Origin of the sequence: Streptomyces sp. NPDC000410 (assembly GCF_040300305.1) — a bacterium.
Classification (GTDB): Bacteria; Actinomycetota; Actinomycetes; order Streptomycetales; family Streptomycetaceae; genus Streptomyces.
The window spans coordinates 1-25,534 of record NZ_JBEPDM010000037.1; the positions used below are offsets into that span (position 1 = coordinate 1).

Annotated in this window: 24 protein-coding genes, 1 tRNA gene and 2 pseudogenes; 21 read left to right on the forward strand and 6 right to left on the reverse strand. The window is 70.4% G+C overall.

Annotation, left to right across the window (positions count from 1 at the left end):
* Window positions 1–294, reverse strand: a pseudogene (locus ABT342_RS27965) (hypothetical protein); the annotation flags it as partial.
* Window positions 295–537: 243 nt separating this feature from the next.
* On the opposite strand from ABT342_RS27965, the gene ABT342_RS27970 reads away from it, so the two are divergent.
* The 5 genes and pseudogenes from ABT342_RS27970 to ABT342_RS27990 all read left to right on the forward strand — a co-directional run bounded on the left by ABT342_RS27970 (window position 538) and on the right by ABT342_RS27990 (window position 4,067).
* Complete coding sequence (locus tag ABT342_RS27970; protein WP_351579644.1) at window positions 538–1,677, forward strand: hypothetical protein; 1,140 nt, start codon at window positions 538–540, stop codon at window positions 1,675–1,677.
* Window positions 1,678–2,032: 355 nt separating this feature from the next.
* Complete coding sequence (locus ABT342_RS27975; RefSeq protein WP_351579647.1) at window positions 2,033–2,470, forward strand: NfeD family protein; 438 nt, start codon at window positions 2,033–2,035, stop codon at window positions 2,468–2,470.
* A gap of 29 nt (window positions 2,471–2,499) precedes the next feature.
* Window positions 2,500–3,609: an SPFH domain-containing protein gene (locus ABT342_RS27980; protein WP_351579843.1), complete on the forward strand. Its 1,110-nt coding sequence runs from the start codon at window positions 2,500–2,502 to the stop codon at window positions 3,607–3,609.
* 37 nt (window positions 3,610–3,646) lie between these two features.
* A pseudogene (locus ABT342_RS27985) lies at window positions 3,647–3,850 on the forward strand (oxidoreductase dimerization domain-containing protein); the annotation flags it as partial.
* Between the two features lie 31 nt (window positions 3,851–3,881).
* The gene (locus ABT342_RS27990; protein ID WP_351579855.1) at window positions 3,882–4,067 is read left to right on the forward strand and encodes a hypothetical protein; all 186 of its coding nucleotides are present in this window, start codon (window positions 3,882–3,884) and stop codon (window positions 4,065–4,067) included.
* 78 nt (window positions 4,068–4,145) lie between these two features.
* Here ABT342_RS27990 and ABT342_RS27995 read toward each other — a convergent pair whose 3' ends face one another.
* Window positions 4,146–4,424 (reverse strand): hypothetical protein, encoded by a 279-nt coding sequence (locus tag ABT342_RS27995; protein WP_351579649.1) that lies wholly within the window; start codon window positions 4,422–4,424, stop codon window positions 4,146–4,148.
* 89 nt (window positions 4,425–4,513) lie between these two features.
* Window positions 4,514–5,083, reverse strand: coding sequence for an SRPBCC family protein (locus ABT342_RS28000; protein ID WP_351579651.1), 570 nt, complete (start codon window positions 5,081–5,083; stop codon window positions 4,514–4,516).
* A 142-nt stretch (window positions 5,084–5,225) separates the two neighbouring features.
* Between ABT342_RS28000 and ABT342_RS28005 the strand changes: the two genes are divergently transcribed.
* Window positions 5,226–5,987, forward strand: a complete 762-nt coding sequence (locus ABT342_RS28005; RefSeq protein WP_351579654.1) for a CDP-alcohol phosphatidyltransferase family protein — start codon at window positions 5,226–5,228, stop codon at window positions 5,985–5,987.
* Here the strand turns inward: ABT342_RS28005 and ABT342_RS28010 are convergent.
* From ABT342_RS28010 to ABT342_RS28020, 3 genes are all read right to left on the reverse strand, one after another.
* Window positions 5,884–6,225, reverse strand: coding sequence for a DUF427 domain-containing protein (locus ABT342_RS28010; RefSeq protein WP_351579657.1), 342 nt, complete (start codon window positions 6,223–6,225; stop codon window positions 5,884–5,886). The two genes, ABT342_RS28005 and ABT342_RS28010, sit on opposite strands and share 104 nt — an antisense overlap.
* Before the next feature lie 88 nt (window positions 6,226–6,313).
* A complete protein-coding gene (locus ABT342_RS28015) occupies window positions 6,314–6,616 on the reverse strand; it encodes a hypothetical protein (protein WP_351579660.1) in 303 nt (100 codons plus the stop codon).
* A 254-nt stretch (window positions 6,617–6,870) separates the two neighbouring features.
* A tRNA-Arg gene (locus ABT342_RS28020) sits at window positions 6,871–6,942 on the reverse strand.
* A 142-nt stretch (window positions 6,943–7,084) separates the two neighbouring features.
* On the opposite strand from ABT342_RS28020, the gene ABT342_RS28025 reads away from it, so the two are divergent.
* From ABT342_RS28025 to glyA, 15 genes are all read left to right on the forward strand, one after another.
* Window positions 7,085–7,585, forward strand: a complete 501-nt coding sequence (locus ABT342_RS28025; RefSeq protein WP_502965630.1) for a response regulator — start codon at window positions 7,085–7,087, stop codon at window positions 7,583–7,585.
* Between the two features lie 237 nt (window positions 7,586–7,822).
* Window positions 7,823–8,794, forward strand: coding sequence for an ArgS-related anticodon-binding protein NrtL (nrtL, locus tag ABT342_RS28030; RefSeq protein ID WP_351579666.1), 972 nt, complete (start codon window positions 7,823–7,825; stop codon window positions 8,792–8,794).
* 16 nt (window positions 8,795–8,810) lie between these two features.
* Window positions 8,811–10,202, forward strand: a complete 1,392-nt coding sequence (gene lysA, locus ABT342_RS28035; protein WP_351579669.1) for a diaminopimelate decarboxylase — start codon at window positions 8,811–8,813, stop codon at window positions 10,200–10,202.
* Window positions 10,203–10,301: 99 nt separating this feature from the next.
* Complete coding sequence (locus ABT342_RS28040; RefSeq protein ID WP_351579846.1) at window positions 10,302–11,600, forward strand: homoserine dehydrogenase; 1,299 nt, start codon at window positions 10,302–10,304, stop codon at window positions 11,598–11,600.
* A 6-nt stretch (window positions 11,601–11,606) separates the two neighbouring features.
* Window positions 11,607–12,674 (forward strand): threonine synthase, encoded by a 1,068-nt coding sequence (thrC, locus tag ABT342_RS28045; protein WP_351579672.1) that lies wholly within the window; start codon window positions 11,607–11,609, stop codon window positions 12,672–12,674.
* Window positions 12,675–13,094: 420 nt separating this feature from the next.
* A complete protein-coding gene (thrB, locus tag ABT342_RS28050) occupies window positions 13,095–14,012 on the forward strand; it encodes a homoserine kinase (protein ID WP_351579675.1) in 918 nt (305 codons plus the stop codon).
* A gap of 390 nt (window positions 14,013–14,402) precedes the next feature.
* Window positions 14,403–16,448 (forward strand): transcription termination factor Rho, encoded by a 2,046-nt coding sequence (rho, locus tag ABT342_RS28055; RefSeq protein ID WP_351579678.1) that lies wholly within the window; start codon window positions 14,403–14,405, stop codon window positions 16,446–16,448.
* Window positions 16,449–16,682: 234 nt separating this feature from the next.
* Complete coding sequence (locus ABT342_RS28060; RefSeq protein ID WP_351579681.1) at window positions 16,683–18,458, forward strand: trypsin-like serine protease; 1,776 nt, start codon at window positions 16,683–16,685, stop codon at window positions 18,456–18,458.
* A gap of 272 nt (window positions 18,459–18,730) precedes the next feature.
* On the forward strand, window positions 18,731–19,825 hold the full coding sequence (locus tag ABT342_RS28065; RefSeq protein ID WP_351579684.1) for an LCP family protein: 1,095 nt from the start codon (window positions 18,731–18,733) through the stop codon (window positions 19,823–19,825).
* A 322-nt stretch (window positions 19,826–20,147) separates the two neighbouring features.
* Window positions 20,148–20,372, forward strand: coding sequence for a 50S ribosomal protein L31 (gene rpmE, locus ABT342_RS28070; protein WP_351579687.1), 225 nt, complete (start codon window positions 20,148–20,150; stop codon window positions 20,370–20,372).
* Between the two features lie 119 nt (window positions 20,373–20,491).
* The gene (prfA, locus tag ABT342_RS28075) at window positions 20,492–21,568 is read left to right on the forward strand and encodes a peptide chain release factor 1 (protein WP_351579690.1); all 1,077 of its coding nucleotides are present in this window, start codon (window positions 20,492–20,494) and stop codon (window positions 21,566–21,568) included.
* Window positions 21,569–21,606: 38 nt separating this feature from the next.
* The gene (gene prmC, locus ABT342_RS28080; protein ID WP_351579693.1) at window positions 21,607–22,488 is read left to right on the forward strand and encodes a peptide chain release factor N(5)-glutamine methyltransferase; all 882 of its coding nucleotides are present in this window, start codon (window positions 21,607–21,609) and stop codon (window positions 22,486–22,488) included.
* A gap of 40 nt (window positions 22,489–22,528) precedes the next feature.
* A complete protein-coding gene (locus ABT342_RS28085; RefSeq protein WP_351579696.1) occupies window positions 22,529–23,176 on the forward strand; it encodes an L-threonylcarbamoyladenylate synthase in 648 nt (215 codons plus the stop codon).
* Entirely contained in the window at window positions 23,173–23,814 is a 642-nt protein-coding gene (locus ABT342_RS28090; RefSeq protein WP_351579699.1) for an arsenate reductase/protein-tyrosine-phosphatase family protein, read from the forward strand. Before ABT342_RS28085 ends, ABT342_RS28090 begins: the two co-directional genes overlap by 4 nt.
* A 328-nt stretch (window positions 23,815–24,142) precedes the next feature.
* On the forward strand, window positions 24,143–25,417 hold the full coding sequence (glyA, locus tag ABT342_RS28095) for a serine hydroxymethyltransferase (protein WP_351579701.1): 1,275 nt from the start codon (window positions 24,143–24,145) through the stop codon (window positions 25,415–25,417).
* Window positions 25,418–25,534 lie beyond the last annotated feature (117 nt).

Here is a 25,534-nt window from a genome sequence, read left to right on the forward strand (position 1 = left end):
CCACCGCCCCGGGCCCCAGGAGAGCGTGCAGTCCAGCAGCGCCCGGCTCTCCTGGCCCGGATCGAGCATCGTGCCGTACTCCTCCAGCGCCCCGGTGCTGTTCCCCGGCACGAAGCCCCGCAACGGCTCACGCGGCAGCAATCCCGCGCAGGACCGCTCCAGTTGATCCAGATTGGCCGCGCGCTGCTCCGCCCGACCTGCCGAGAACCACACCACGACCCCGGCGACGACGGCCGCGATCGTCCCTCCGACCATGGCGCAGAGGAGCAATGTACGCCCCCGTATACCGCGCATTCCGTGCCCTTTCCCCGCTGATCCGGCCGAGGACGCTATCAAACACGCTTGTCACGGGTGACACCTGTCCTTACGACGGCAGGCAGTGACCCGGCAGACTGCCGGATCCCGGCATGGTGACCGGGGACAGCCACTGAGAACATCACGGCGAGACCACTGTGGAGGTGGCTGTCTGGGGTGCAAGGCACATGCGACGCTGGTCGCTCTGTTGCGGAAGTGGTGTTCGGGATAGCGGGGGAACACATGGAAGATTGGGCATCGCGGCACCGTAAGTGGCTGTGGAGCCTGGCCTGTACGGGGCTCGTACTGGTCATCGTCGGGTTCTCGGTCCGTGCGCCGGTGAAGGACTGGTGGCTGGCACGTGAGGCGTGCGGGGGCGCCTTGCCCGGTGGCGACCTGACGACGGTACGGAAGGACGTGCGACTCGGCTCGGAACGGGAGTCCTTCGACAAGGATCTCGGCGAGTACCACTGCGTGCTGAGGAGCGACGCGGACCAGGTCGTGGTCGCGGTCGACGCCTATCCGCCCGGAGCGGCCCGCGACGAGGAGTTGCGGTTCGTCGGGGCCTACTATCCGCCGCACGCCGTGCTGCCGGGCGGTCTGCCCGGATTCGAGGACCAGCACAGCCGGGTCTTCCTCATGCCCGAGTGCCCGAACGGCATCAAGGGCCCGCTCAGGAAAGACCATCGGGTGCTGGTGACCACATGGACCTACTTCGCTGAGAGTCGCGAGGAGAAGGCCGCCATGCTGCGGCTCGCGGTACGGATGACGAACGAAGTGACTACGAAGCTCGGTTGTGGTGGCGAGCCGCTGCCCGCACCGAAGGACGGTGCCGTCCCGGACACCGGCCGGTTCGTGCCCCGCGCCGATGCGAAGGACACCGCCTGCAATGCGCTTGCCATCAGCCGCGTCCCGGCGGAAGGCCGCGACGGGGAGGTGCGCATCGCCATCGCGGACGGCGGCATCGTCGGACGGTGCACCCTGTACGCATCGAGGGACGAAGATTCGCACTCTAGCGACGGGCGGCGCCGGCCGCTCGTCGAACTCACCAGTTGGCGCGGGGACTGGGGCACGAACATCCGTGAGATGGGCTCCGGCCCCGATCCGCTGCCGATGGGCGACGGCGCTTGGAAGCCCGCGCTGACGGAGCACAGAGCCTGGGCCGTCGCCCGGTGCGACGGCGAGAACGCCGGATTCGCCGCGCACTGGGGCTACGACGATCGCCCCCGCGAGGAGCGCGAGCAGGGCAAGAAGAACGAGCCTCCGACCGAGGCAGAGCAACATGAGCAGCGCGTGCTGCTACGCGAGTACGTAGCTGCGTTCGCGAAGGACCAGGTCAGGCGCGGGCACTGCACCGGGTTGGAACTGCCTGAGAGTCCGTGAGGCCCGTTTTCGCACTCCCCGGCGCGGCATCACGGTGGCCGACCTTCAGCGGAGGAGCGATCAGTATGTGCACCCGTACGGAGGGCGAGACGAGGCAGGCGTAAGTGGCACCCCCCTCGCGCCGGCGTTCCAGGTTCGGGCTGGGATGGGCGACGTCGGATACCTCGCGGTGTGGTCCTGTCGGCCTGCTTCCGGCAGCACTGTTCGCCGGGCTGCCAAACCGGCACCGTCAACGCGGGTGGGACCTCCTGTCGCCATCCGGGCGTCCTGACCGCAGACCGGGCGGTACGAGTCGGTTGCGTCCTGGTTCCGGTGGGTAGGTGGTGGATAGGTCCCCCTGAGGGAGGCTGATTCGATGCCGTGGTTCGTATGGCTGCTCGCCGCCGCGGCGTTTGGTGCTGCGGAGTTTTTCACCCTCACGCTGGTTTTCGGGTTGCTGGCGGGCGCTGCTCTGGTCACCGCCGTGGTTGCTGGTGTGGGCATCGGCCTTCTCGGCCAGCTCGTGGCGTTCGGGGTAGCAGCGGCAGCGGGTCTCCTCATCGTCCGTCCTGTCGCGCTGCGGCAAATGGCGAGCGCACCCCTCACGCGTGAGGGCAGCGATGCGCTGATCGGCAGGCGGGCCGAGGTCACGGAGGAGGTCACCGCGACCCGCGGTCTGATCAAGGTCTCTGGTGAGGAATGGTCCGCCCGCGCTCTCGACGAAAGCCTGGTGATCCCAGTGGGAGCGCTGGTGGACGTCATGGAGATCGAAGGCGCGACGGCCGTCGTCTACCCCCGCGAACTCCTTCCATGAACGGCTGAACACGTCTCAAGGGAGGAATGGTGGATCCGATTGTCATCCCGTTTCTCGCGGCGGCGATCGTTGTCGTCTTCCTCGTGGCCGCCACCGTCCGGATCGTCCCGCAGGCACGTCGTTACAACATCGAGCGGTTCGGCCGGTATCGGCGGACGCTCCAGCCCGGCCTGAACTTCGTCGTGCCGGTGGCAGACCGTGTCAACACCAAACTCGACGTGCGCGAGCAGGTGTACTCGTCCGACCCCAAACCGGTGATCACCGAGGACAACCTCGTGGTGAACATCGACACGGTGCTCTACTACCAGATCACCGACCCGCGCGCGGCGGCGTACGAGGTCGCTGACTATCTGCAGGCGATCGATCAGCTCACCGTGACCACCCTGCGGAACGTCATCGGCTCCATGGATCTGGAGGAGACCCTCACCTCACGTGAGGAGATCAACGCCCGGCTTCGCACCGTCCTGGACGATGCCACCGGCAAGTGGGGCATCCGGGTCAACCGCGTCGAGATCAAGGCCATCGATCCGCCGGCCACCATCAAGGAGGCGATGGAGAAGCAGATGCGGGCCGAACGTGACAAGCGCGCGGCCATCCTGCACGCCGAAGGGGAGCGGCAGGCCAAGATCCTCACCGCGGAGGGCACGAAGCAGAAGGACATCCTGGAAGCGCAGGGCACGCAGCAAGCCATGATCCTGCGGGCGGACGGTGAGGCGAAGGCGGTGGAGCGGGTTTTCCAGGCCGTCCATCGCAACAACGCCGACCCGAAGATCCTGGCCTACAAGTACCTCGAGACGCTCCCGCACCTGGCGAAGAGCGACAACAACACGTTCTGGGTGATCCCGGGGGAGCTGACCGAAGCGGTTCGCGCCGTCACCCACGCATTCGGCGATCAGTCAGTGATCGGTCTTCCCGCATCCGCGCAACCGGAGGAAGAGACCACTACCGGTGCCGACGGCGCGCCGGACGAGGGCGGGGCGCCGGAGCTCGAGGCAGGCTCGCCGCTTCCGCTCGACGCTGCCGCGGCTGCCGATGAGGTCGCGAAGCAGGCCGCCGCTGTAGTGAGCGACGCGAAGGCCGAGGCAGAGGCCGCGAGGGCGCCCGAGGCGCCGGGCCGGGGGCAGATCTCCGGCGATTGAACGCCGACAGCGAGGCCCCGGGTTCACCCATGTGGCGATGTACCTGGCCGAGATCGCTGTCCGCGAAATCCTCGGCCGGCCAGGACCGGACGCCGACTACCAGGCCCTGCCCCGCGTCACCTTCACCGACCCCGAGGTCGGCTCAGTGGGCCTGGCCGAACGCGCCGCTCGCGAGCAGGGCCGTCGCGTACGGACGGGAAAGGCTCGGGTGTCGGCCTCGGCACGCGGCTGGATCCACAATGTCGGCAACGACGGACTGATCAAACTCGTCGATGAAATCGACCGCGGCATCCTGGCCGGCCACCTCCGCCGGCCCGGCGGGTGGCGGAGTTCTCTACGGGCTGGCCATCGCCGTGCAGAACGAGATCCCCGTCGAGCGGCTGCGCCACATGATGTTCGCCTACCCCGCCTTCCACCGCGCCGTGGAGGACGCCCTCACGCACCCGGGGCACGACTGACTCATGCACGCGTACCACTTGAGCTGAGGACGGTCAGCACCGTCGACCGGTCAACGGTCGGGCGCCATTTCCGCGCCTTCAGCTGTGAGGAGGAGGCAGCCAGCAGAACACCGCGAGCTTGAGCACCTTGACCAGCCAGTCGCCCACACGATCACGCACCCGCGCCCATCCCGTGGCACCCCGGTACGGGGCCGCATCCGTCGGCGTCGGCGAGCCGACCAGCACTGCACCCGGCTCTTCCTGAGTCCCGGCCCGCCGGACCATGTCCTCGAGCCCGCGCTCGCCCGAGTGCCTATCAGCGTGCCGGTGCTCCATGAACTGCTGCCGTTCCGACGGGCAGCTTCGCTTCTTGGCCATGACCAACTGCCTCCTTCCGGCGGCGATGCATCGGGATGCACCGCCGGCACCCCACCTCCACGGCCGGCCGCCGCGATACGGCGAGCCGCTCACGGCAGGGCCGCACGCTGCTCGGCCTCCTGCCGGACCGAGGACAGGGACGCGGCGACGGTCGCCTCCCATCGTGGGGCGACCAGGCCGCCCCACCACTGCCCGGCCCGCCACAGATCGGTGGCGAGCTCACCCTCGTACACCAGCCGCGTACCGGGCCCGTGCTCGGTGAGGGTGAACGATTCCGTGACGGCCGGGACAGGCCCGCGCACCAGCCGGAAGTCGACCCGCTCCGGCCGGGTGAACCGCACCGTCTCCACCGTCGTCGCCGTCAGCTGCCCGCCCGCGAGCGGGGTGCGATGGGCGGCGAGCACCATGTCGGACCCCCGCTCCACGACCAGCACCTTCTCCCTCATTGCCCGGGTGGCCCGGCCCAGATAGGGCTGGGTGATGACGTCGAAGACGGCCTCGCGCGGGGCCGCGATGTCGACGGTTTGCGGCCCGAGCGGGCGTGAGCGCCTTCCGACTCCAACGTCCAGCGCAAGGGCCCCGGTCACCAGCCCCAGATACCCGGCAGCGGCGCCCGCGCCCGCCACCGCCGTCGCCACCGCCGCGCCGATCCACACCATCGCCCCGACCTCTCCAAACGTCCGTATCCTGCTCCGGATGACGCTAGGCCCCGGAACCCCGGCGATGAGTGAGCGCGCTCACCTTCGTCGGCCTCTACTCTCAGCGCTATCAGCGCACGGAGCACACAGGAGAGCGTGAGGCGTGGAGTCCGTATCCGATCTGGCCGACAGCCGCACCGCCACCGACGTGCTGCTGGCCGAACTGCACGACGGGCACCTCGCCCCGGCCGCCGCCGTCCGCTTCCTCAGCCAGGCTGCCCGCCGGTCGCTCCACCAGGCCGCCCGACGACCGCAGGCCCTGGCCGAGCTCACGGCGCTGCACGGCGTCCTGTTCGCACTGGCCGCAGGCCGACGGCCCGGACGGTGCTGGGTGACCGCCAGCTGGGCCCTCGCCGTACTCCACCTCGGCATGCTGGAGCACCGCGACCGCCTGGCCGCTGCGGACGTGCTGACGCTGATGCGCGCCAATCTCCCCGCCCTGCCCGGCGGATCCAGCCGCGCGTCCGGGGTGCTGGCGATCGGCCTCGATCTCGCCGACGGACGCCTCGCCCGTCACCAGGGCACGACCTCCCCCTTCGGGGAGTACGCCGACACGTTCGCCGACACCGCGTACTGGACCTGGCTCACCCTGCGCCACGAGCCCAGCACCGCCGTACGCGTGGCGGCGGTCGCCGCCTGGGCACTCCCCGTCGCTGCCGTCACCGGTCTCGCCGTGTACCGAGGCAGCATGCCCGAGCGTCCGCGCCCCGTTCTGCTGCGGCCGGCCTCCGCCCTCCAGGCCGTCGTCGCGCTCCGACACCTCACCTGCCACCGAGGGGTCCTGGCTTCCCCTCGCCCTGTGTGGGCTCCGGCTCCGGTGTGCCCTCCACGCGTACGCCCCTCCAGAAGGCGACATGGTCCTTGATCTTCCGGGCCAACGGGCTGGGCCTGGGGTAGTACCAGGCGGCATCCGGATTCCTCAGTCCGTCGACCTCCAGGCTGTAGTAGCGGGCCACCCCCTTCCAGAAGCACAGCGACCAGGTCCTGCTCGGCGTGACGTACTGCCGGTTGAGCGCCTCGGGCGGGAAGTAGTGGTTGCCCTCGACGACCACCGTGCGCGAGGTCTCCGCAATCACGGCGCCGTTCCACACCGCACGCAGCATGGCCTGCTCCTCACCGTGAACGGGGACGGGGGCATGCCCCGTGACCTTCACGCTACGCGGGCGCGGCAGGGCCCTTCGGTGACGGCGCTCACCTTCCACGAAGGCCGTTCGCGCCTGTGAGGATGCGGCACACGTCGGAGTCGGTGCAGTCGGCCCGCTCGGTCGCGGCGGCCCGCTCCGCCAGGCGCGGCAGGATCACCTTCGTGGCTTCGAGCTCGGCCAGGCTCAAGGTACCTACCGACGAGCGCGGTGGCATGTGGCGCAGCGTGTGCCGAGTGGCGCTGGCACCCTGCCGCAGAATGCCCAAACACTTGATATCCGACGCAAGGAGCAACGACCCGCCAGACCGCTTGCGTTTTGACGGGCCGACGACCGCGTTCGCGCAGGTCACGCCCGTGAGCGAGGGAAGCGGCGCCACTCGGGCGTACGATTCGTCATATCGTCGTGATTTGGCGGTGGGTGAGGCTCGGCGCCTTCAGTGGATGGCCGCTGACCTGCGAGAACATCGCCTGACGAGACGCTCGTGGCCGCGCGGGACTCTGCGAATCGGGAGAATAGCAACGGTCGAAAGACCGTTTACGTTTTGGCATGTGCGAGAAAGGCCCTGACCGGCGTTTCCGCTGGTCAGGGCCCTCTTTCCGGAAGTGCCCCCGGCAGGATTCGAACCTGCGCACACGGCTCCGGAGGCCGTTGCTCTATCCCCTGAGCTACGGGGGCGTTCGCCGCTCTCGGCGGCGACGGGTAGAACCCTACCAGCTCCGATGGGGTGGCTGTGAACAGGTATTTCCGCACCGTGTTCGGGTGGCTCCCGGGGCCCTCCGGACGGGTCGGCCGTGGTGATCCCTCGCACGGGTCGGAAGTGGGGAAAACCCGGACGCGACGGCCCGTGGAGACCTACTCTCGAGTTGTGTCGGGCGTCTCCGGCCGGGTGCTTGTTGTCGATGACAACAGGGTCATCCGGCAGCTGATCAGGGTCAATCTCGAGCTGGAGGGCTTCGAGGTCGTGACCGCGGCCGATGGTGCCGAGTGTCTGGACGTCGTGCACCAGGTGGCGCCGGACGTGATCACGCTGGATGTGGTGATGCCGCGGCTCGACGGCCTGCGGACCGCCGCGCAGCTCCGGGCGGATCCGCGGACCAGGAGTGTCCCGGTCGCGATCATCAGTGCGTGTACGCAGTACGAGGTGGAGACCGGCATCGCCGCCGGGGTCGACGCCTTTCTCGCGAAGCCGTTCGAGCCGACCGAGCTGGTGCGGCTCGTACGGCGGCTGATGCACAGGGAGCGCGGCGACCGCAGGGAGGGCCCGCCGTCAGTAGACGGCAGGCATGGCGCCGGGCGGGCCGGCAGCACCCGCGGCTGACCCCGGGGCTCGGCCGGGGGAGTGCCCGATGCCAAGTCCGGGCCGAGCAGGGGGTGACCCCTGGGGCTGGGCCCGCGAGGACCTGCGGCTGACCCCGGCGCCGAGCCGGGGGAGCGCCCAGGGGGGCACCCGGGGGAGTGGCCAGGGTGGCACCCAGGCCCCCAGGAGAGCACCCGCGCTGACCGCATCGCGAAACCGGTTCGCGATCACACCCCCTTCCTCCCATACGCTTGTCCCGTGACCCCCGCAGATCTCTCCCGTACCGTCCTGGGCGCCGTGCGCCGTGCGGTCGAGGAGGGTGCCCTGCGGGTGGCGGCCGTGCCGGAGCGGGTGCGGATCGAGCGGCCCCGGCCCGGGGGGCGCGGGGACTGGGCCACCAGTGCGGCGTTGCAGCTCGCGGGGCCCGCGGCGCTGCCGGCCGGGAAGGTCGCGGAGATCCTGCGCGAGCAGCTGAGCGGCACGCCCGGGATCGCGCGGGTCGAGATCACCGGACCCGGGTTCCTGAACTTCACCCTGCGCCAGGACAGCCGCGCCGCCCTCGTCCGTACGGTGCTGGCCGCCGGAGAAACGTATGGGCACGGGGACGGGCTCGCCGGGACCCGGGTCCGCTTCGCGCCCGTCGCCGGGATCCGGGGCGACGTGTGGGTCCGTACGGTCGTCGCGCTGCTGCGGACCCAGGGCGCGACCGCCGATATAGGGGACCACGGGGGCGAGCGCATCGCGCCCGTGCCCGCGCCCGAAGGCATCGAGCGGCTCGGGGCCGACGCCTCCCGCTGGGCGCTCCTGCGGGCCGCCGCGCACGACCGGCCGTACGCAGACAGAGAACTGCTCGTGCAGGGGGAGAGCAATCCTCTCTTCCGGGTCCGGTACGCGTACTCCCGCACTCGCGCGCTCACCCGCGGCGCGGCGCGGCTGGGCTTCACCGGCGCGTACGAGGACGACGTCGACGCGCCCGCCCTCTTCACCGCCCTCGGCGACCACCCCGCCGTGCTGGAGGCGGCCGCCCGCCATCGCGCCCCCGACCGGGTCGCCCGGCATCTGGAATCCACCGCGGACGCGCTGCTGGGCTTCCAGCACACCGTGCTGCCGCGCGGTGACGAGAAACCCTCGGCCGCCCACCGCTCCCGGCTCGCCCTCGCCGAGGCCGCCGGGACGGTGCTGGCCGGCGGCCTGGCCCTGCTCGGCATCAGCGCACCCGAACACCTGTAGATGTGAGAGAGACAGAATGAGCCGTTCCGCGCACCCCGCCGGGCCCCGTCACGGAGACGTCCTGCCCGAGGGCCACTACACCGCCCCGCCCACCGACCTCAATGTGCTGGACGAGAAGGTCTGGGCCCGGACCGTCACCAGGAACCAGGACGGTGCCGTCACCGTCGGCGGAATCGAAGTCACCCGGCTCGCCGAGGAGTTCGGCACCCCCGCCTACTTCCTCGACGAGACCGACTTCCGCGCCCGCTGCCGCGCCTGGGCCGAGGCCTTCGGCAAGGACGCGGACGTCTTCTACGCCGGGAAGGCCTTCCTCAGCCGCGCCGTCGTGCGCTGGCTCAAGGAGGAGGGGCTCAACCTGGACGTCTGCTCCGGGGGCGAGCTCACCACCGCCCTCGACGCCGGAATGCCCGCCGAGCGCATCGCCTTCCACGGGAACAACAAGTCCGAGGAAGAGATTCACAAGGCCGTGAGCGTCGGTGTCGGGCGCATCGTCCTCGACTCCTTCCAGGAGATCGTGCGCGTCGCGCACATCGCCCAGTCCCTCGGCAAGCGCCAGCGCGTCCAGATCCGCGTCACCGTCGGCGTCGAGGCGCACACCCACGAGTTCATCGCCACCGCGCACGAGGACCAGAAGTTCGGCATCGCCCTCGCGGGCGGGGAAGCCGCGGAGGCGGTCCGGCGTGCGCTGAAGCTCGACGGGCTCGAGCTCATCGGCATCCACTCGCACATCGGGTCGCAGATCTTCGACATGGCGGGTTTCGAGGTTTCCGCCAGGCGTGTCGTCCAGCTGCTCGCCGAAGTTCGCGACGAGCACGGCGTCGAGCTGCCCGAGATCGACCTCGGCGGCGGCCTCGGCATCGCGTACACCTCCGAGGACGACCCGCGCGAGCCGCACGAGATCGCCAAGGCGCTCGGCGAGATCGTCACCCGGGAGTGTGAGGCGGCCGGTCTGCGCACCCCCCGGATCTCCGTCGAACCGGGGCGCGCCATCGTCGGCCCCACGGCCTTCACTCTGTACGAGGTCGGCACGATCAAGCCCCTCGAAGGGCTGCGGACGTACGTCAGCGTCGACGGCGGGATGTCCGACAACATCCGCACCGCGCTCTACGACGCCGAGTACAGCGTGGCGCTCGTCTCGCGCACGAGCGACGCCGAGCCGATGCTCGTACGCGTCGTCGGCAAGCACTGCGAGAGCGGCGACATCGTCGTACGCGACGCCTTCCTGCCGGCCGACCTCGCGCCCGGTGACCTCATCGCCGTGCCCGCGACCGGCGCGTACTGCCGCTCGATGGCCAGCAACTACAACCACGCACTGCGCCCGCCCGTCGTCGCGGTCAAGGACGGCGAGGCGCGCGTGATCGTCCGGCGTGAGACGGAGGAAGATCTCCTGCGTCTCGATGTCGGCTAATGAAATATATGTCTCAGGATCCGGACGAAGGACAGAAACCTCCGTCCGGTGAGTGAGACTTGTTCGCACCCGCTTAATGGAACGAAACGAGGTCGGATGATGCGTACGCGTCCGCTGAAGGTGGCGCTGCTGGGCTGTGGAGTGGTCGGCTCAGAGGTGGCGCGCATCATGACGACGCACGCCGACGACCTCGCCGCGCGGATCGGCGCCCCGGTGGAGCTCGCCGGGGTCGCCGTCCGCCGCCCCGACAAGGTGCGTGAGGGCATCCCCCGGGAGCTCGTCACCACCGACGCCAAGGGGCTCGTCGCGCGCGGCGACATCGATGTGGTGGTCGAGGTGATCGGCGGGATCGAGCCCGCCCGCGCCCTCATCACCAGCGCCTTCGAGAACGGCGCCTCCGTGGTCTCCGCCAACAAGGCACTGCTCGCCGAGGACGGCGCCACGCTCTACGCCGCCGCCGAGAAACACGGCCGGGACCTGTACTTCGAAGCCGCCGTCGCCGGCGCGATCCCGCTGATCAGGCCGCTGCGCGAGTCGCTCGCGGGCGACAAGGTCAACCGCGTCCTCGGCATCGTCAACGGCACCACGAACTTCATCCTCGACAAGATGGACACGTCCGGAGCCGGTTACTCCGAGGCGCTCGACGAGGCCACCGCCCTCGGCTACGCGGAGGCCGACCCGACCGCCGACGTCGAGGGCTTCGACGCCGCCGCCAAGGCCGCGATCCTCGCCGGAATCGCCTTCCACACGCGCGTACGCCTCGACGACGTGTACCGCGAGGGCATGACCGAGGTCACCGCGTCCGACTTCGCCTCCGCCGCGCGGATGGGCTGCACCATCAAGCTGCTGGCGATCTGCGAGCGGGCGGCGGACGGCAAGTCCGTCACGGCCCGCGTCCACCCCGCGATGATCCCGCTCAGCCACCCGCTGGCCTCCGTCCACGAGGCGTACAACGCCGTCTTCGTCGAGGCCGAGGCCGCCGGACAGCTCATGTTCTACGGCCCCGGCGCCGGTGGCTCCCCCACCGCCTCCGCGGTCCTCGGCGACCTCGTCGCGGTCTGCCGCAACAAGCTGGCCGAGGCCACCGGCCCCGGCGAGTCCGTGTACACGCAGCTGCCCGTGAGTCCCATGGGCGAGGTCGTGACGCGGTACCACATCAGTCTCGACGTGGCCGACAAGCCTGGCGTACTCGCCCAGGTCGCGACGGTCTTCGCCGAGCACGGCGTATCCATCGACACGGTGCGCCAGCAGGGCCGTCCCGACGGCGACGGCGAGGCATCGCTCGTCGTCGTCACCCACCGCGCGCCCGACGCCGCCCTTTCCGGGACCGTCGAGGCGCTGCGCAATCTCGACACCGTGCATGGTGTCGCCAGCATCATGCGGGTTGAAGGAGAGTAAGCACCCATGAGCACTCGCACTCACCAGTGGCGCGGCATCATCGAGGAGTACCGGGACCGGCTCCCGGTGACGGACACGACGCCGGTCGTCACGCTCGGCGAGGGCGGCACGCCGCTCGTGCGCGCCCACACCCTCTCCGAGGCGACCGGCTGTGAGGTGTACCTCAAGGTCGAGGGCGCGAACCCGACCGGCTCCTTCAAGGACCGCGGCATGACCATGGCCATCACCAAGGCCAAGGAGGAGGGCGCGAAGGCCGTCATCTGCGCCTCCACCGGCAACACCTCCGCGTCGGCGGCGGCCTACGGCGGCCGCGCCGGGATGGTCTCCGCCGTGCTGGTCCCGCAGGGCAAGATCGCGATGGGCAAGCTGGGGCAGGCCCTCGTCCACGGCGCCAAGATCCTCCAGGTCGACGGCAACTTCGACGACTGCCTGGTGCTGGCCCGCAACCTCTCCGAGAACTACCCGGTGGCGCTGGTCAATTCGGTCAACCCGGTCCGCATCGAGGGCCAGAAGACCGCCGCCTTCGAGATCGTCGACGCGCTCGGCGACGCCCCCGACATCCATGTGCTGCCCGTCGGTAACGCCGGCAACATCACGGCGTACTGGAAGGGTTACAAGGAGTACGCGGCGGACCGGCTGTCCACCCACACCCCGCGCATGTGGGGCTTCCAGGCCTCCGGCTCCGCGCCCCTCGTGCGCGGCGAGGTGGTCAAGGACCCGTCGACCATCGCCACCGCGATCCGGATCGGCAACCCGGCGTCCTGGGACTTCGCGCTGGCGGCCCGGGACGAGTCGGGCGGCTTCATCGACGAGGTGACCGACCGTCAGATCCTGCGCGCCTACAAGCTGCTGGCCTCGCGCGAGGGCGTCTTCGTGGAGCCCGCCTCCGCCGCGTCCGTGGCCGGTCTGCTGAAGGCCGCCGAAGAGGGCAAGGTCGACCCGGGGCAGAAGATCGTCTGCACGGTCACGGGCAACGGTCTGAAGGACCCGGACTGGGCGGTCGCCGGAGCGCCCCAGCCGGTCACCGTCCCGGTGGACGCCGCCGCGGCGGCCGAGCGCCTGGGCCTCGCGTAACCCCGAGGGTCTTGCGTAGGTCCCGGGGGCCTCGCATGGCCCTCCCAGGGCCTCCCGGGACCCGTGAGGGCCCTGAGTCCGCCTTGAGGGTCTCGCGTAAGTCCTGAGGTCAAGTTCTGAGGTCTTGCGCGGCCCCTGAGCGGAGTGCGTACGTACGCCCACCGCGTACGTGAAAGCCGTAACGCCTCCCATGCGCGTCCAAAGGCGCATGGGAGGCCTGCGACACGCATCGTGCGCCTCCTGTGCGCCCTATGTCGCCGCAGAACCATCCTTCGATAGGCTGTACTGACCCGCCCCGCCGCATGTGCCGCGGTGTTGCCGCCTTCATGGCCGCCCGGGTCTTCACCAGCCTCTCGAAACCTCTGAAACCCCCAACCTCGTAGATCAGTACAGATCAGAACCAAGGAGTGTCGTCGAGCGATGGCCGGTCCCGCATTCCGAGCCGCCGCCGTCCGGGTGCGCGTCCCCGCCACCAGCGCCAATCTGGGTCCGGGCTTCGATGCCTTCGGCCTGTCGCTGGGGCTGTACGACGACGTCGTCGTCCGGGTCGCGGATTCCGGTCTGCACATCGACATCGCGGGCGAGGGCGCCGAGACGCTGCCCCGCGACGAGAGGCATCTGCTCGTACGTTCGCTGCGCACGGCCTTCGACCTGCTCGGCGGGCAGCCGCGCGGCCTTGAGGTCGTCTGCGCCAACCGCATCCCGCACGGCCGCGGCCTCGGCTCCTCCTCCGCCGCCATCTGCGCCGGCATCGTCGCCGCGCGCGCGGTGACCATAGGGGGCGACGCCAAGCTCGACGACGCGGCGCTGCTGGAACTGGCGACCGAGATCGAGGGGCACCCGGACAATGTCGCCGCCTGTCTGCTCGGCGGCTTCACCCTCGCGTGGACCGACGCCGGAGCGGCGCGCGCGATCAGGATGGATCCCTCGGATTCCATCGTTCCGGTGGTTTTCGTACCGTCGAAGCCGGTGCTGACGGAGACCGCCCGCGGGCTGCTGCCGCGTACGGTCCCGCACGTCGACGCCGCCGCCAACGCGGGCCGTGCCGCACTGCTCGTCGAGGCCCTGACCAGGCGCCCCGAGCTGCTGCTGCCCGCCACCGAGGACCGGCTCCACCAGGAATACCGTTCCCCCGCGATGCCGGAGAGCGTGGCTCTGGTGAACCGATTGCGCGCGGACGGCGTACCCGCTGTTATTTCCGGTGCGGGCCCCACGGTGCTCGCACTGGCCCAGGGCGACGCCGCCGACAAGATCGCCGGACTGGCGGGCGAGGGCTGGGCGGCGAACAGGCTGGCCCTGGACGCCGCGGGAGCGAGTGTTCTGCCGCTCGCCTCGTAGCGACACGGGATTGCCGGTGATGGAGAGGGGGAATGTTTGTTGGAGCCGGTAGTGTTAACCTCAAGTACGCAGCCCACATTCTTGTGGTGCGGTGCTTTGTGTCCCTTTCCGGGACCACCATTCTTCCGAGAGCCTCCCCAACTGCCTGAGCAGCCTGCCTGAGCAGTTTCGAGCACGCTCCGGAACCGGCACGGAACCCCTCGCTTTTCCCGGGTGAGGGCCGAGCAGGGGGAACTCGGGCCGGGCTTTGCACGTACATCTCTTCCGCCGTACCCGGCGGGACCACCGCCCCGGCACGGTCCGCGATCCGCAAGATCTCGGAACGCCGTCGGACAGCACAACCGGTCGCCGAGCCAGATGGCCGACGTCCGCTCCAGGGAAGGACCCTTCGTGAGCGACACCACCGATCTGATGGGCGTGACTGCCGACAACAGTGTCGACACCGCCGCGCCCGCCGCAGGTGCTGCCACTGGCACCACCTCACGGCGCCGCCGCTCCGGCACCGGCCTCGAGGGCATGGTCCTGGCCGAGCTGCAGCAGGTCGCGTCCGGCCTCGGCATCAGGGGCACCGCGCGGATGCGCAAGAGCCAGCTGATCGAGGTCATCAAGGAGGCGCAGGCCGCGGGAGGCGCGGCCCCGGCGAAGAGCGCCGACGCGGCCGAGGCCACCACCAAGCCGAAGCGGCGTGCGACCTCCAAGGCCCGTACGGGTGACGAGGGCGCCGCGGCAGCCGAGCCGAAGGCCGAGAAGGCCGTCGCCCAGCAGCAGATCGACATTCCGGGTCAGCCGGCTGGGGGCACCTCCCAGGCCGCAGGCTCTGGGGGAGAGGACCAGCCGGCCGGCGAGCGCCGCCGTCGCCGGGCCACCGCGCCCGCCGGCAGCCCCGAGGGCGAGGCCGTCAAGGCCGAGCCGAAGGGCGACGTCAAGACCGAGGCCCGGACCGAGGCCAAGGCCGACGCGCAGCCCGAGGCCAAGGCCGAGGCGGCCACCGACACGGCCGAGGGCCGCCGTGGTGACCGTCAGCGTGACCGTGGTGAGCGCGGGGAGCGCGGCGACCGTCAGCGCGACGGCCGGCGCGAGCGTGACCGCGACCGCCGTGGTGGCAAGGGCGACGACCAGCAGGGCGGCCAGCGTCAGCAGCCGGCCGGTGGCCAGCAGCAGCGCCAGGGCGGCGGCCCGCAGGACGACTTCGACGACGACGGCGGTCGGCGCGGACGCCGCGGCCGTTACCGCGACCGCCGTGGGCGCCGTGGCCGCGACGACTTCGCCGCCGAGCCGCAGGTCGCCGATGACGACGTCCTGATCCCCGTCGCGGGCATCCTGGACATCCTCGACAACTACGCGTTCATCCGGACCTCCGGCTACCTGCCGGGCCCGAACGACGTGTACGTGTCGCTGGCCCAGGTCCGCAAGAGCGGGCTGCGCAAGGGTGACCACGTCACCGGCGCGGTCCGTCAGCCCAAGGACGGCGAGCGCCGCGAGAAGTTCAACGCGCTGGTCCGCCTGGACTCCGTCAACGGCATGGCCCCCGAATCCGGCCGTGGCCGCCCGGAGTTCAACAAGCTGACCCCGCTCTACCCGCAGGACCGGCTCCGCCTGGAGACCGACCCGGGCGTGCTGACCACCCGCATCATCGACCTCGTGTCGCCGATCGGTAAGGGCCAGCGAGGCCTGATCGTGGCCCCGCCGAAGACCGGCAAGACCATGATCCTCCAGGCGATCGCCAACGCGATCACCGTCAACAGCCCCGAGTGCCACCTGATGGTCGTCCTCGTCGACGAGCGTCCTGAAGAGGTCACCGACATGCAGCGGTCGGTCAAGGGCGAGGTCATCTCCTCGACCTTCGACCGCCCGGCCGAGGACCACACCACGGTCGCCGAGCTGGCCATCGAGCGCGCGAAGCGTCTCGTCGAGCTGGGTCACGACGTGGTCGTCCTGCTGGACTCGATCACCCGTCTGGGCCGTGCGTACAACCTCGCGGCCCCGGCCTCCGGACGCATCCTGTCCGGTGGTGTCGACTCGACCGCGCTCTACCCGCCGAAGCGCTTCTTCGGCGCCGCGCGCAACATCGAGGACGGCGGCTCGCTGACCATCCTGGCCACCGCGCTGGTCGAGACCGGCTCGCGCATGGACGAGGTGATCTTCGAGGAGTTCAAGGGCACCGGCAACATGGAGCTCAAGCTCGACCGGAAGCTCTCGGACAAGCGCATCTTCCCGGCGGTGGACGTGGACGCGTCCAGCACCCGCAAGGAGGAGATCCTGCTCGGCAGCGAGGAGCTGGGTATCGTCTGGAAGCTGCGCCGGGTGCTGCACGCGCTCGACCAGCAGCAGGCGATCGAGCTGCTGCTCGACAAGATGAAGCAGACGAAGTCGAACGCCGAGTTCCTGCTCCAGATCCAGAAGACGACGCCGCAGCCGGGTAACGGCAACGACTGACGTCGTATCAGGAACCCCTGGAACCGCCCCCGTCACAGCAGTGACGGGGGCGGTTCCGCGTTGTACGATCGGCAAGTTGTGTGGGGGGGAACGTATTTCTGAATACGCCCACTGAGTTGAGCGGAGCCATGCCCTGGATCGGTCCGGGCGCGGCTTCGCCGTCGTGATCGGTCCGATCCTTCCAGTGGGACTTTCTCTCTCCTTCGAGCGCAACATCATCGATAGGAGAACTGAGTGACAGCTCACAGAAGGGCGCGGACAGCCCTTCCCGCGGCCGCGATCGCACTGGCGCTGGGGGGCGCGGTGCTGGCCGCCGTACCCGCCCAGGCGGCGGACATCTCGCCGCAGCCCCAGGCCGGCCAGAACCGGCCCACGTCCGTCTCCCAGGCCGAACTCCAGGCCCGGGTCGACGGAGTTGAGGCCGTGTTGAAGAACAAGGCCCAGCAGAACGGCGGTTCGGAGACGGACGCGACCGGCGAGGCGGCCTCCCCGGCGCCCAGCCGTACCGGCACGGCCGACCCCAAGATCATCGGGGGGGTCGACGCGGCGATCAGCGAAGCACCGTGGATGGTGCAGCTGTACTACTTCAACGATCACAGCAACACCGACCCGGCCGACGACGAGGGCTACTTCTGTGGTGGCACCCTCGTCGCCCCGGCCAAGGTCCTGACGGCGGCGCACTGCGTCGACGGTCTGGACTTCACGAAGCACGGGACGGTCATCGGCGGCACCAGCAAGCTCTTCACCTCCGGTGAGGGCACGGCCGTTGGCGTATGGCGCCAGTGGCAGAACCCCGGGTACAACAACGTCACCCTCAAGGGTGATGTCGCCGTCCTGACGCTGACCGACGCGCTGCCGTACAAGACGCTGCAGCCGGCGCCGTACGGGACGTCGTACGCGGCCGGCACCCCCGGCACGGTCTACGGGTGGGGGCGCACGACCTCCACCAACGAGGACATCTCGCAGACCCTGAAGAAGGCGACCATCCCGGTCCAGGCGGACTCGACGTGCACGTCCGTCTACGGCTCCGAGTTCGTCCCGGGCCAGATGCTGTGCGCGGGCAACGCGGCCAGCGGCCAGGACGCCGGTACGGTCTCGCCGTGCAACGGTGACTCCGGCGGTCCGCTCGTGGTCGGCGGTCGGGTCGCGGGCGTCGTCTCGTGGGGTGTGCAGGACTGCGTCGAAACCGGCGCGCGCAGCGTCTTCGCCAAGACCAGCACCTTCGCCGGTCTGATCAACCCGCGGATCGACGACGCGAACCTCGATTTCGACGACAAGGCGGACCTGTTCGTCCGGAAGTCGTCGACGAACGAGGCCTTCGCGTACCACTCGACCGGCACCGCGCTCGGCGGCGCGCAGCCGCGCGGCGACTTGCGGGGCGTCAACCTGATTCGCCAGGCCGATGTGAACCGGGACGACTACCAGGACATCGTCTACCGCACCGACGCCGGCGAGCTGTACTGGTGGGGTAACGACGCGGCCGCCGGCAACTACACCGATCACCTGATCGGCTCGGGCTGGGGCAGCTTCAAGAACATCGCCCTCACCGGCGATGTCACCGGCGACGGCTACGCCGACCTGACCGCGAACGACTCGGCCGGCGCCCTGTGGCTCTGGACGGGCCGCGGCAACGGCACGTTCAACGCCCGGAAGAAGATCGGCTCCGGCTGGAGCACCTACCAGGTGTACGGCAAGGGCGACTACAGCGGCGACGGCCGGCCCGACCTGCTGGCCCGGGACGCGCAGGCCCGCCTGTGGGTCTACAAGGGCACGGGCAACGCCGGTTCCCCGTTCTCCGCGCGGGTCCAGGTCGGCAGCGGCTGGAACTTCACCGCGTACGCCACGACCGGTGACCTGACCGGTGACGGCCGTGCGGACTTCGTCGTCCGTGACTCGGCCGGCGCGATGTGGGCGTACAAGGGGACGGGTTCGGCCACGACCCCGTTCATCACGTCCCAGCGGATCAAGGTCGGTTCCTCCGGCTGGAACGCGTTCAACCTGTTCGGCTGACCGCGGCCGTGGCGGGGGGAGACCTTCGCCACAGCACCGGCGTCCGGTCCTGAGCCCGTGAGGCGCTCATGACCTGCGCGAACAGCGACTGTGCCCACCGTGTCACCCACGGTGGGCACAGCGTTTTCTCAGCTACTTCTCAGGACCCCGTGCAACGGTGCCTGCCGCCCCTCCGTCTCACCAGTGGCGCAATCACGCTTGACAGGTGGGACAAACCGTGTCTGAACGCCACGGCTCAGGGGCAGGAGGACCGACGAGGACGTGAGGGGAAAATGGCCGAGCAGAGCAGCAGGGTCAGCCGAATACGCGGCAACGGCCGACGCCGCAAGCCGGTCACCGCACGGCGCAGGGCCGCGACCGTCGCCGCCTGGACCACTGCCGGTCTCGTCCTCGTCGGGGGCGTCGGATTCGGCTACGTCTACCTCAAGATCAACGGCAATATCCAGGGCGTCGACATCAACGCCCAGCTCGGCACCGACCGTCCCGACAACGTCGACAACGGCTCCATGGACATCCTCGTCCTCGGCTCCGACTCCCGCGCCGGCGCCAACGGCACCTACGGCACGGACGAGGGCGGCGCCCGCTCCGACACCGCGATGATCGTGCACGTGTACGAGGGCCACAAGAAAGCCGCCGTGGTCTCCATGCCCCGCGACACCCTCATAGACCGGCCGCGGTGCGCCGACAGCGACGGCAGGCCCGTCGAGGGCGAGCGCCGCGCCATGTTCAACACGGCGTACGAGGTCGGCGGCCCGGCCTGCGCGGTCAAGACCGTCGAGAAGATCTCCGGCATCCGGATGGACCACTACATCGAGGTCGACTTCACCGGCTTCAAGAAGATCATCGACGAGCTCGGCGGCGTCCGGATCACCACCACCAGGGCCATCGACGACGAGAAGAGCCGACTCGACCTCGCCCCCGGCACCCACACCCTCACCGGCGAACAGGCCCTCGGTCTCGTACGCACCCGCAAGTCCGTCGGCGACGGCAGCGACCTCGGGCGGATCCAGCTCCAGCAGGCCTTCATCAAGGCGCTGATCCAGCAGGTCAAGGACGTCGGGGTGTTCAGCAGCCCGAAGAAGCTGTACAGCCTCGCCGACAGCGCCACCAAGGCGATCACCCCGGACTCCGAGCTCGACTCGGTCAAGGAGCTCATCGGCTTCGCGAACGGGCTGAAGGGCCTCGGCGCCGACGACGTCAACATGCTCACGATGCCGGTCGAGTACGACCGGACCGACCCCAACCGCGTGGTGCCGCTGGAGAAGCAGTCCCAGCAGGTCTGGGCGGCCCTCAAGAAGGACCTGCCGATCCCCGCCGCCGCGACCGAGGACACCATCGACGGCCAGGCCGGCGGCCTGGTGAAGTAGCCGGGAACAGCTCCTGCCCCACCCCGGCCCCTCGCCGGGAGCGGCTGCCCCCACCCGGGCCCTTCGCCGGGAGCGGCCGCCGCCCCGCCCCGGAGCCGGGAACAGCTCCTGCCCCACACCGGCCCCTCGCCGGGAGCGGCTGCCCCCACCCCGGCCCCTCGCCGGGAGCGGCCGCCGCCCCGCCCCGGAGCCGGGAATAGCTGCGTCCCCACCCCGGTTTTGGGAGATACGGCCGGTCCTGGCAGACTGGTACGTCGGCCCCGGTTCACGCACGCGCAGCCCGCGCGGGCGACCCGGTGCCCTCCCGAAACTAGGAGACACCTTGAAGCGCGACATCCACCCCCAGTACGTCGAGACCCAGGTGAGCTGCACCTGTGGCGCGTCGTTCACCACCCGCAGCACGATCGAGGCCGGCAACATCCGCGCCGAGGTCTGCTCCGAGTGCCACCCGTTCTACACGGGCAAGCAGAAGATCCTCGACACCGGTGGCCGTGTGGCCCGCTTCGAGGCCCGCTTCGGCAAGGCTGCCGGCTCCGCCAAGAAGTAGCGAGCCACTGCGCCGGTCTTCGGCTGCCCCTGCGCGGGGCGGCCGGGACCGGCGCTTTGCTCTCTCTCCTTCTCTCCCCGAAGCAGCCACCCCAGCGTCACGAAACCCAGGAGCCCCCGATGTTCGAAGCGGTCGAGGAACTGATCGGCGAGCACGCCGATCTCGAGAAGCAGCTCGCCGACCCTTCGGTCCACGCCGACCAGGCGAACGCGCGCAAGCTCAACAAGCGGTACGCCGAGCTGACCCCGATCGTCGGCACGTACCGCTCCTGGAAGCAGACCGGGGACGACATTGAGACGGCCCGCGAGTTCGCCGCCGACGACCCGGACTTCGCGGCCGAGGTCAAGGTGCTGGAGAAGCAGCGGGAGGAGCTCACCGAAAAGCTCCGCCTCCTGCTCGTCCCGCGCGACCCGAGCGACGACAAGGACGTCATCCTGGAGATCAAGGCGGGCGCGGGCGGCGACGAGTCGGCCCTGTTCGCCGGTGATCTGCTGCGGATGTATCTGCGCTACGCCGAGCGCGTCGGCTGGAAGACCGAGATCATCGACACCACCGAGTCCGAGCTGGGCGGCTACAAGGACGTCCAGGTCGCGGTGAAGACCAAGGGCGGCAACGGCGCGACCGAGCCCGGCCAGGGCGTCTGGGCGCGGCTGAAGTACGAGGGCGGCGTGCACCGCGTCCAGCGGGTGCCGGCCACCGAGTCCCAGGGCCGCATCCACACCTCCGCCGCCGGTGTCCTCGTGACCCCGGAGGCCGAGGAGGTCGACGTCGAGATCAACATGAACGATCTGCGGATCGACGTGTACCGCTCGTCGGGCCCCGGCGGCCAGTCCGTCAACACCACCGACTCCGCGGTGCGCATCACGCACGTCCCGACCGGTGTCGTCGCCTCCTGCCAGAACGAGAAGAGCCAGCTCCAGAACAAGGAGCAGGCCATGCGTATCCTGCGCTCCAGGCTGCTCGCCGCGGCACAGGAGGAGGCCGAGCGGGAGGCCGCGGACGCCCGCCGCAGCCAGGTCCGTACCGTGGACCGCTCCGAGAAGATTCGTACGTACAACTTCCCGGAAAACCGCATCTCCGACCACCGGGTGGGCTTCAAGGCGTACAACTTGGACCAGGTGCTCGACGGTGAACTGGATCCCGTGATCCAGGCCTGCGTCGACGCCGACTCCGCCGCGAAGCTCGCCGCGGCGTAAGACGCAGTCAACGACCCTGCTCAGCCCGGAGGACCAGCGTGCAGTCGCTCCCCGGGGGACGACCCCCGTACCCCCGCTCCTTGCTGCTTGCCGAGGTGGCTCAGGCCACCCAGCGGCTGGCCGACGCCGGCGTACCCTCGCCGCGCTTCGACGCGGAGGAGCTCGCCGCGTTCGTCCACGGCGTCAAGCGCGGAGAGCTGCACCTGGTCAAGGACGCCGACTTCGACGCCCGCTACTGGGAGGCCGTCGCCCGCCGCGAGGCCCGCGAGCCGCTCCAGCACATCACCGGGCGCGCGTTCTTCCGCTATCTGGAGCTCCAGGTCGGCCCCGGCGTCTTCGTGCCCCGCCCCGAGACCGAGTCGGTCGTCGGCTGGGCCATAGACGCCGTAAGGGCCATGGACGTCGTCGAACCGCTCGTCGTCGACCTGTGCAGCGGCTCCGGGGCCATCGCGCTGGCCATCGCGCAGGAGGTGCCGCGCTCGCGCGTGCACGCCGTGGAGCTGTCCGACGACGCGATCGGCTGGACCCGGAAGAACGCCGAGGGGTCCAGGGTCACCGTCCACCAGGGCGACGCGCTGACCGCCCTCCCGGAGCTCGACGGCCAGGTCGACCTGGTCATCTCCAACCCGCCGTACATCCCGCTCACCGAGTGGGAGTACGTCGCCCCCGAGGCCCGCGACCACGACCCGCAGATGGCCCTGTTCTCCGGCGAGGACGGCCTCGACACCATCCGCGGGATCGAACGCACCGCACACCGGCTGCTGCGGCCCGGCGGCCTCGTCGTCGTCGAGCACGCGGACACGCAGGGCGGCCAGGTCCCGTGGATCTTCAACGAGGAGGCCGGCTGGGCGGACGCCGCCGACCACCCCGACCTGAACAACCGGCCGCGGTTCGCGACCGCCCGCAAGGCAATGCCATGACGACGCACGTGTACGTGTATCTGTACGAGGAGGCCATGTAATGGCACGGCGATACGACTGCAACGACGCGACGGATCGCACCACCGGTCTGCGCGAAGCCGCATCCGCCGTCCGTCGCGGCGAGCTGGTCGTGCTGCCCACCGACACCGTGTACGGAATCGGGGCGGACGCGTTCAGCTCGGAGGCCGTGTCCGACCTGCTGGAGGCCAAGGGGCGCGGCCGCAACATGCCCACCCCGGTCCTCATCGGCTCGCCGAACACCCTCCATGGGCTCGTCACCGACTTCTCCGAGCAGGCCTGGGAGCTCGTCGACGCGTTCTGGCCGGGCGCGCTGACGCTCGTCGCGAAGCACCAGCCGTCGCTCCAGTGGGACCTCGGCGACACGCGCGGGACCGTCGCGATCCGGATGCCGCTGCACCCGGTCGCCATCGAGCTGCTGACGGACGTCGGCCCCATGGCGGTCTCCTCCGCGAACCTCACCGGGCACCCGGCGCCCGAGGACTGCGACGCCGCGCAGGAGATGCTCGGGGACTCCGTCTCCGTGTACCTCGACGGCGGGCCGACGCCGGGCATCGTGCCCTCCTCGATCGTCGACGTGACGGGCAAGGTCCCCGTCCTGCTGCGTGAGGGCGCGCTCTCCCCGGAGGAGCTCCGGAAGGTCGTACCCGACCTCGAGGTGGCCAATTGACCGCCCCTGAGGGGCGTGGCATAGGCACGGAGAGTACTTTCCGCATCCTCCACGTCAGCACCGGCAACGTCTGCCGCTCGCCGATCACCGAGCGGCTGACCCGCCATGCCCTCAGCCACCGCCTCGGGGATCCCCTGACCGGCGGGCTGATCGTGGAGAGCGCGGGCACGTGGGGCCACGAGGGGGCCCCGATGGAGGCCAACGCCGAGACCGTCCTCACGGACTTCGGCGCGGATCCGAGCGGCTTCGTCGGCCGGGAGCTGCTGGACGAGCACGTCATCCGCGCGGACCTGGTGCTGACCGCGACCCGCGATCACCGGGCACAGGTCATCTCCATGGGCCACTCCGCGGGCCTGCGCACGTTCACGCTGAAGGAGTTCACGCGCCTCGTCCGCGCGATAGACCCGGCGACGCTGCCGGACGCGTACGACGACGGCGTGGTCGAGCGCGCCCGCGCGCTGGTGCGGGCGGCCGCGGCGCTGCGGGGATGGCTGCTGGCGCCGAGCGCGGAGGCGGACGAGGTGTACGACCCGTACGGTGCGCCGATCACCTTCTTCCGCTCGATCGGCGACGAGATCAACCAGGCCCTGGACCCGGTGGTCACGGCCCTGACGGGTGTCTCGGCCCGCCGAAGCTGAAGGGCTGCGCCCAGCCCCCGTTTGCGGGGGCTCTGCCCCCGGACCCCCGCGCCTCCAGCGCCGGCGGGGCTGGGAAACCCAGTCCGTCTGGGGGTCCCCCCACGCCCGCCAGGGCATAGGGGGAGTTTGAGGACACGGCCGGAGGCCGTACGGGGGTCCGGGGGCTTGCCCCCCACGCGGCGGAGGCGCACATCGACACTGCGGGAAGGGGCGGGTAGGGGAGAGAAGCCCGCCGCAGGCGCCCCCACTTGCCCCGTACGCCAGGCACGCCCCCGCCCCCCGGCCTACATTGGAGTGGCCGAAAACCACCCGAGGCCGGGAGCCCGCCATGCCGGTCAGGACCGCAGCCACCGCCACTGCCACCGCCCCCGTCACCACCGCCCCCGCCGACTTCGACGCGCTGCGCCGGCAGGATCCGGAGATCGCCGAGGTGATCCTCGGCGAGACGAACCGGCAGGCGGACAGCCTCCAGCTCATCGCCGCGGAGAACTTCACCTCACCCGCCGTCCTCGCCGCCCTCGGCTCCCCGCTCGCCAACAAGTACGCCGAGGGCTACCCCGGCGCCCGCCACCACGGCGGCTGCGAGCTGGTCGACGCCGCCGAGCGGATCGCCATCGAGCGGGCGACGGCGCTCTTCGGCGCCGAGCACGCCAATGTGCAGCCGCATTCCGGCTCGTCCGCCGTGCTCGCGGCGTACGCGGCGCTGCTGCGCCCGGGGGACACCGTCCTCGCGATGGGGCTCGCGTTCGGCGGGCATCTCACGCACGGCTCCCCGGCCAACTTCTCGGGGCGCTGGTTCGAGTTCGTCCCCTACGGCGTCGACGCCGAGACCGGTCTCCTCGACTACGACCAGGTGCGCAGGCTCGCCCGCGAGCACCGCCCGAAGGCGATCGTCTGTGGCTCGATCTCGTACCCCCGTCACCCCGACTACGAGGCGTTCCGCGAGATCGCCGACGAGGTGGGGGCGTATCTGATCGCCGACGCCGCTCACCCGATGGGACTGATCGCCGGGGGAGCGGCCCCGAGCCCGCTCCCGTACGCCGACGTCGTCTGCGCGACGACGCACAAGGTGCTGCGCGGCCCGCGCGGCGGCATGGTCCTGTGCGGCAGCCATCTGGCGGAGCGCATCGACCGGGCGGTGTTCCCGTTCACGCAGGGCGGCGCCCAGATGCACACCATCGCCGCCAAGGCGGTCGCGTTCGGCGAGGCGGCCACCCCCGCCTTCGCGGCGTACGCGCATCGGGTCGTCGCCAACGCCAAGGTCCTCGCCGAGGGGCTGGCCGCGGAGGACTTCGCGATCACCACCGGCGGTACGGACACCCACCTCATCACCGCGGACCCCGCACCCCTCGGCGTGGACGGCCGCACGGCCCGCGGCCGGCTCGCCGCGGCGGGCATGGTGCTGGACACCTGCGCGCTGCCGTACGGCGACGGACGCGGCATCCGGCTCGGCACCGCGGCCCTCACCACCCAGGGCATGGGCGAGCCGGAGATGGCCCGGATCGCCGCGCTGTTCACCGCCGCGCTGCGCGCGGAGGGTGACGAGACACACCGCGTTCGCCGGGAAGTACGGGAACTGTCGGAGAGATTTCGCCCGTATTAAGGGTTGATACGGCTCGACGGGAGGGCTCGGGAACCGTTCCGGCCGTCCGTATGTCCTCAAGCATGTGGTCAACGAAGCTAGGGTGTGGGGCTGAGATGGCCAGCGATTCCTGTGGGG

What these genes read in the sequence shown, in the direction of transcription:
- thrC (WP_351579672.1), top strand. Translation starts at nt 11,607, where the DNA reads ATGAGCACTCGCACTCACCAGTGGCGCGGCATCATCGAGGAGTACCGG.
- ABT342_RS28040 (WP_351579846.1), top strand. Translation starts at nt 10,302, where the DNA reads ATGCGTACGCGTCCGCTGAAGGTGGCGCTGCTGGGCTGTGGAGTGGTC.
- thrB (WP_351579675.1), top strand. Translation starts at nt 13,095, where the DNA reads ATGGCCGGTCCCGCATTCCGAGCCGCCGCCGTCCGGGTGCGCGTCCCC.
- lysA (WP_351579669.1), top strand. Translation starts at nt 8,811, where the DNA reads ATGAGCCGTTCCGCGCACCCCGCCGGGCCCCGTCACGGAGACGTCCTG.
- glyA (WP_351579701.1), top strand. Translation starts at nt 24,143, where the DNA reads ATGCCGGTCAGGACCGCAGCCACCGCCACTGCCACCGCCCCCGTCACC.
- ABT342_RS27995 (WP_351579649.1), bottom strand. Translation starts at nt 4,424, where the DNA reads ATGGCCAAGAAGCGAAGCTGCCCGTCGGAACGGCAGCAGTTCATGGAG.
- ABT342_RS28065 (WP_351579684.1), top strand. Translation starts at nt 18,731, where the DNA reads ATGGCCGAGCAGAGCAGCAGGGTCAGCCGAATACGCGGCAACGGCCGA.
- ABT342_RS27990 (WP_351579855.1), top strand. Translation starts at nt 3,882, where the DNA reads ATGAAATCGACCGCGGCATCCTGGCCGGCCACCTCCGCCGGCCCGGCG.
- ABT342_RS28000 (WP_351579651.1), bottom strand. Translation starts at nt 5,083, where the DNA reads ATGGTGTGGATCGGCGCGGCGGTGGCGACGGCGGTGGCGGGCGCGGGC.
- ABT342_RS27970 (WP_351579644.1), top strand. Translation starts at nt 538, where the DNA reads ATGGAAGATTGGGCATCGCGGCACCGTAAGTGGCTGTGGAGCCTGGCC.
- ABT342_RS28085 (WP_351579696.1), top strand. Translation starts at nt 22,529, where the DNA reads ATGGCACGGCGATACGACTGCAACGACGCGACGGATCGCACCACCGGT.
- prfA (WP_351579690.1), top strand. Translation starts at nt 20,492, where the DNA reads ATGTTCGAAGCGGTCGAGGAACTGATCGGCGAGCACGCCGATCTCGAG.
- ABT342_RS28010 (WP_351579657.1), bottom strand. Translation starts at nt 6,225, where the DNA reads ATGCTGCGTGCGGTGTGGAACGGCGCCGTGATTGCGGAGACCTCGCGC.
- ABT342_RS27975 (WP_351579647.1), top strand. Translation starts at nt 2,033, where the DNA reads ATGCCGTGGTTCGTATGGCTGCTCGCCGCCGCGGCGTTTGGTGCTGCG.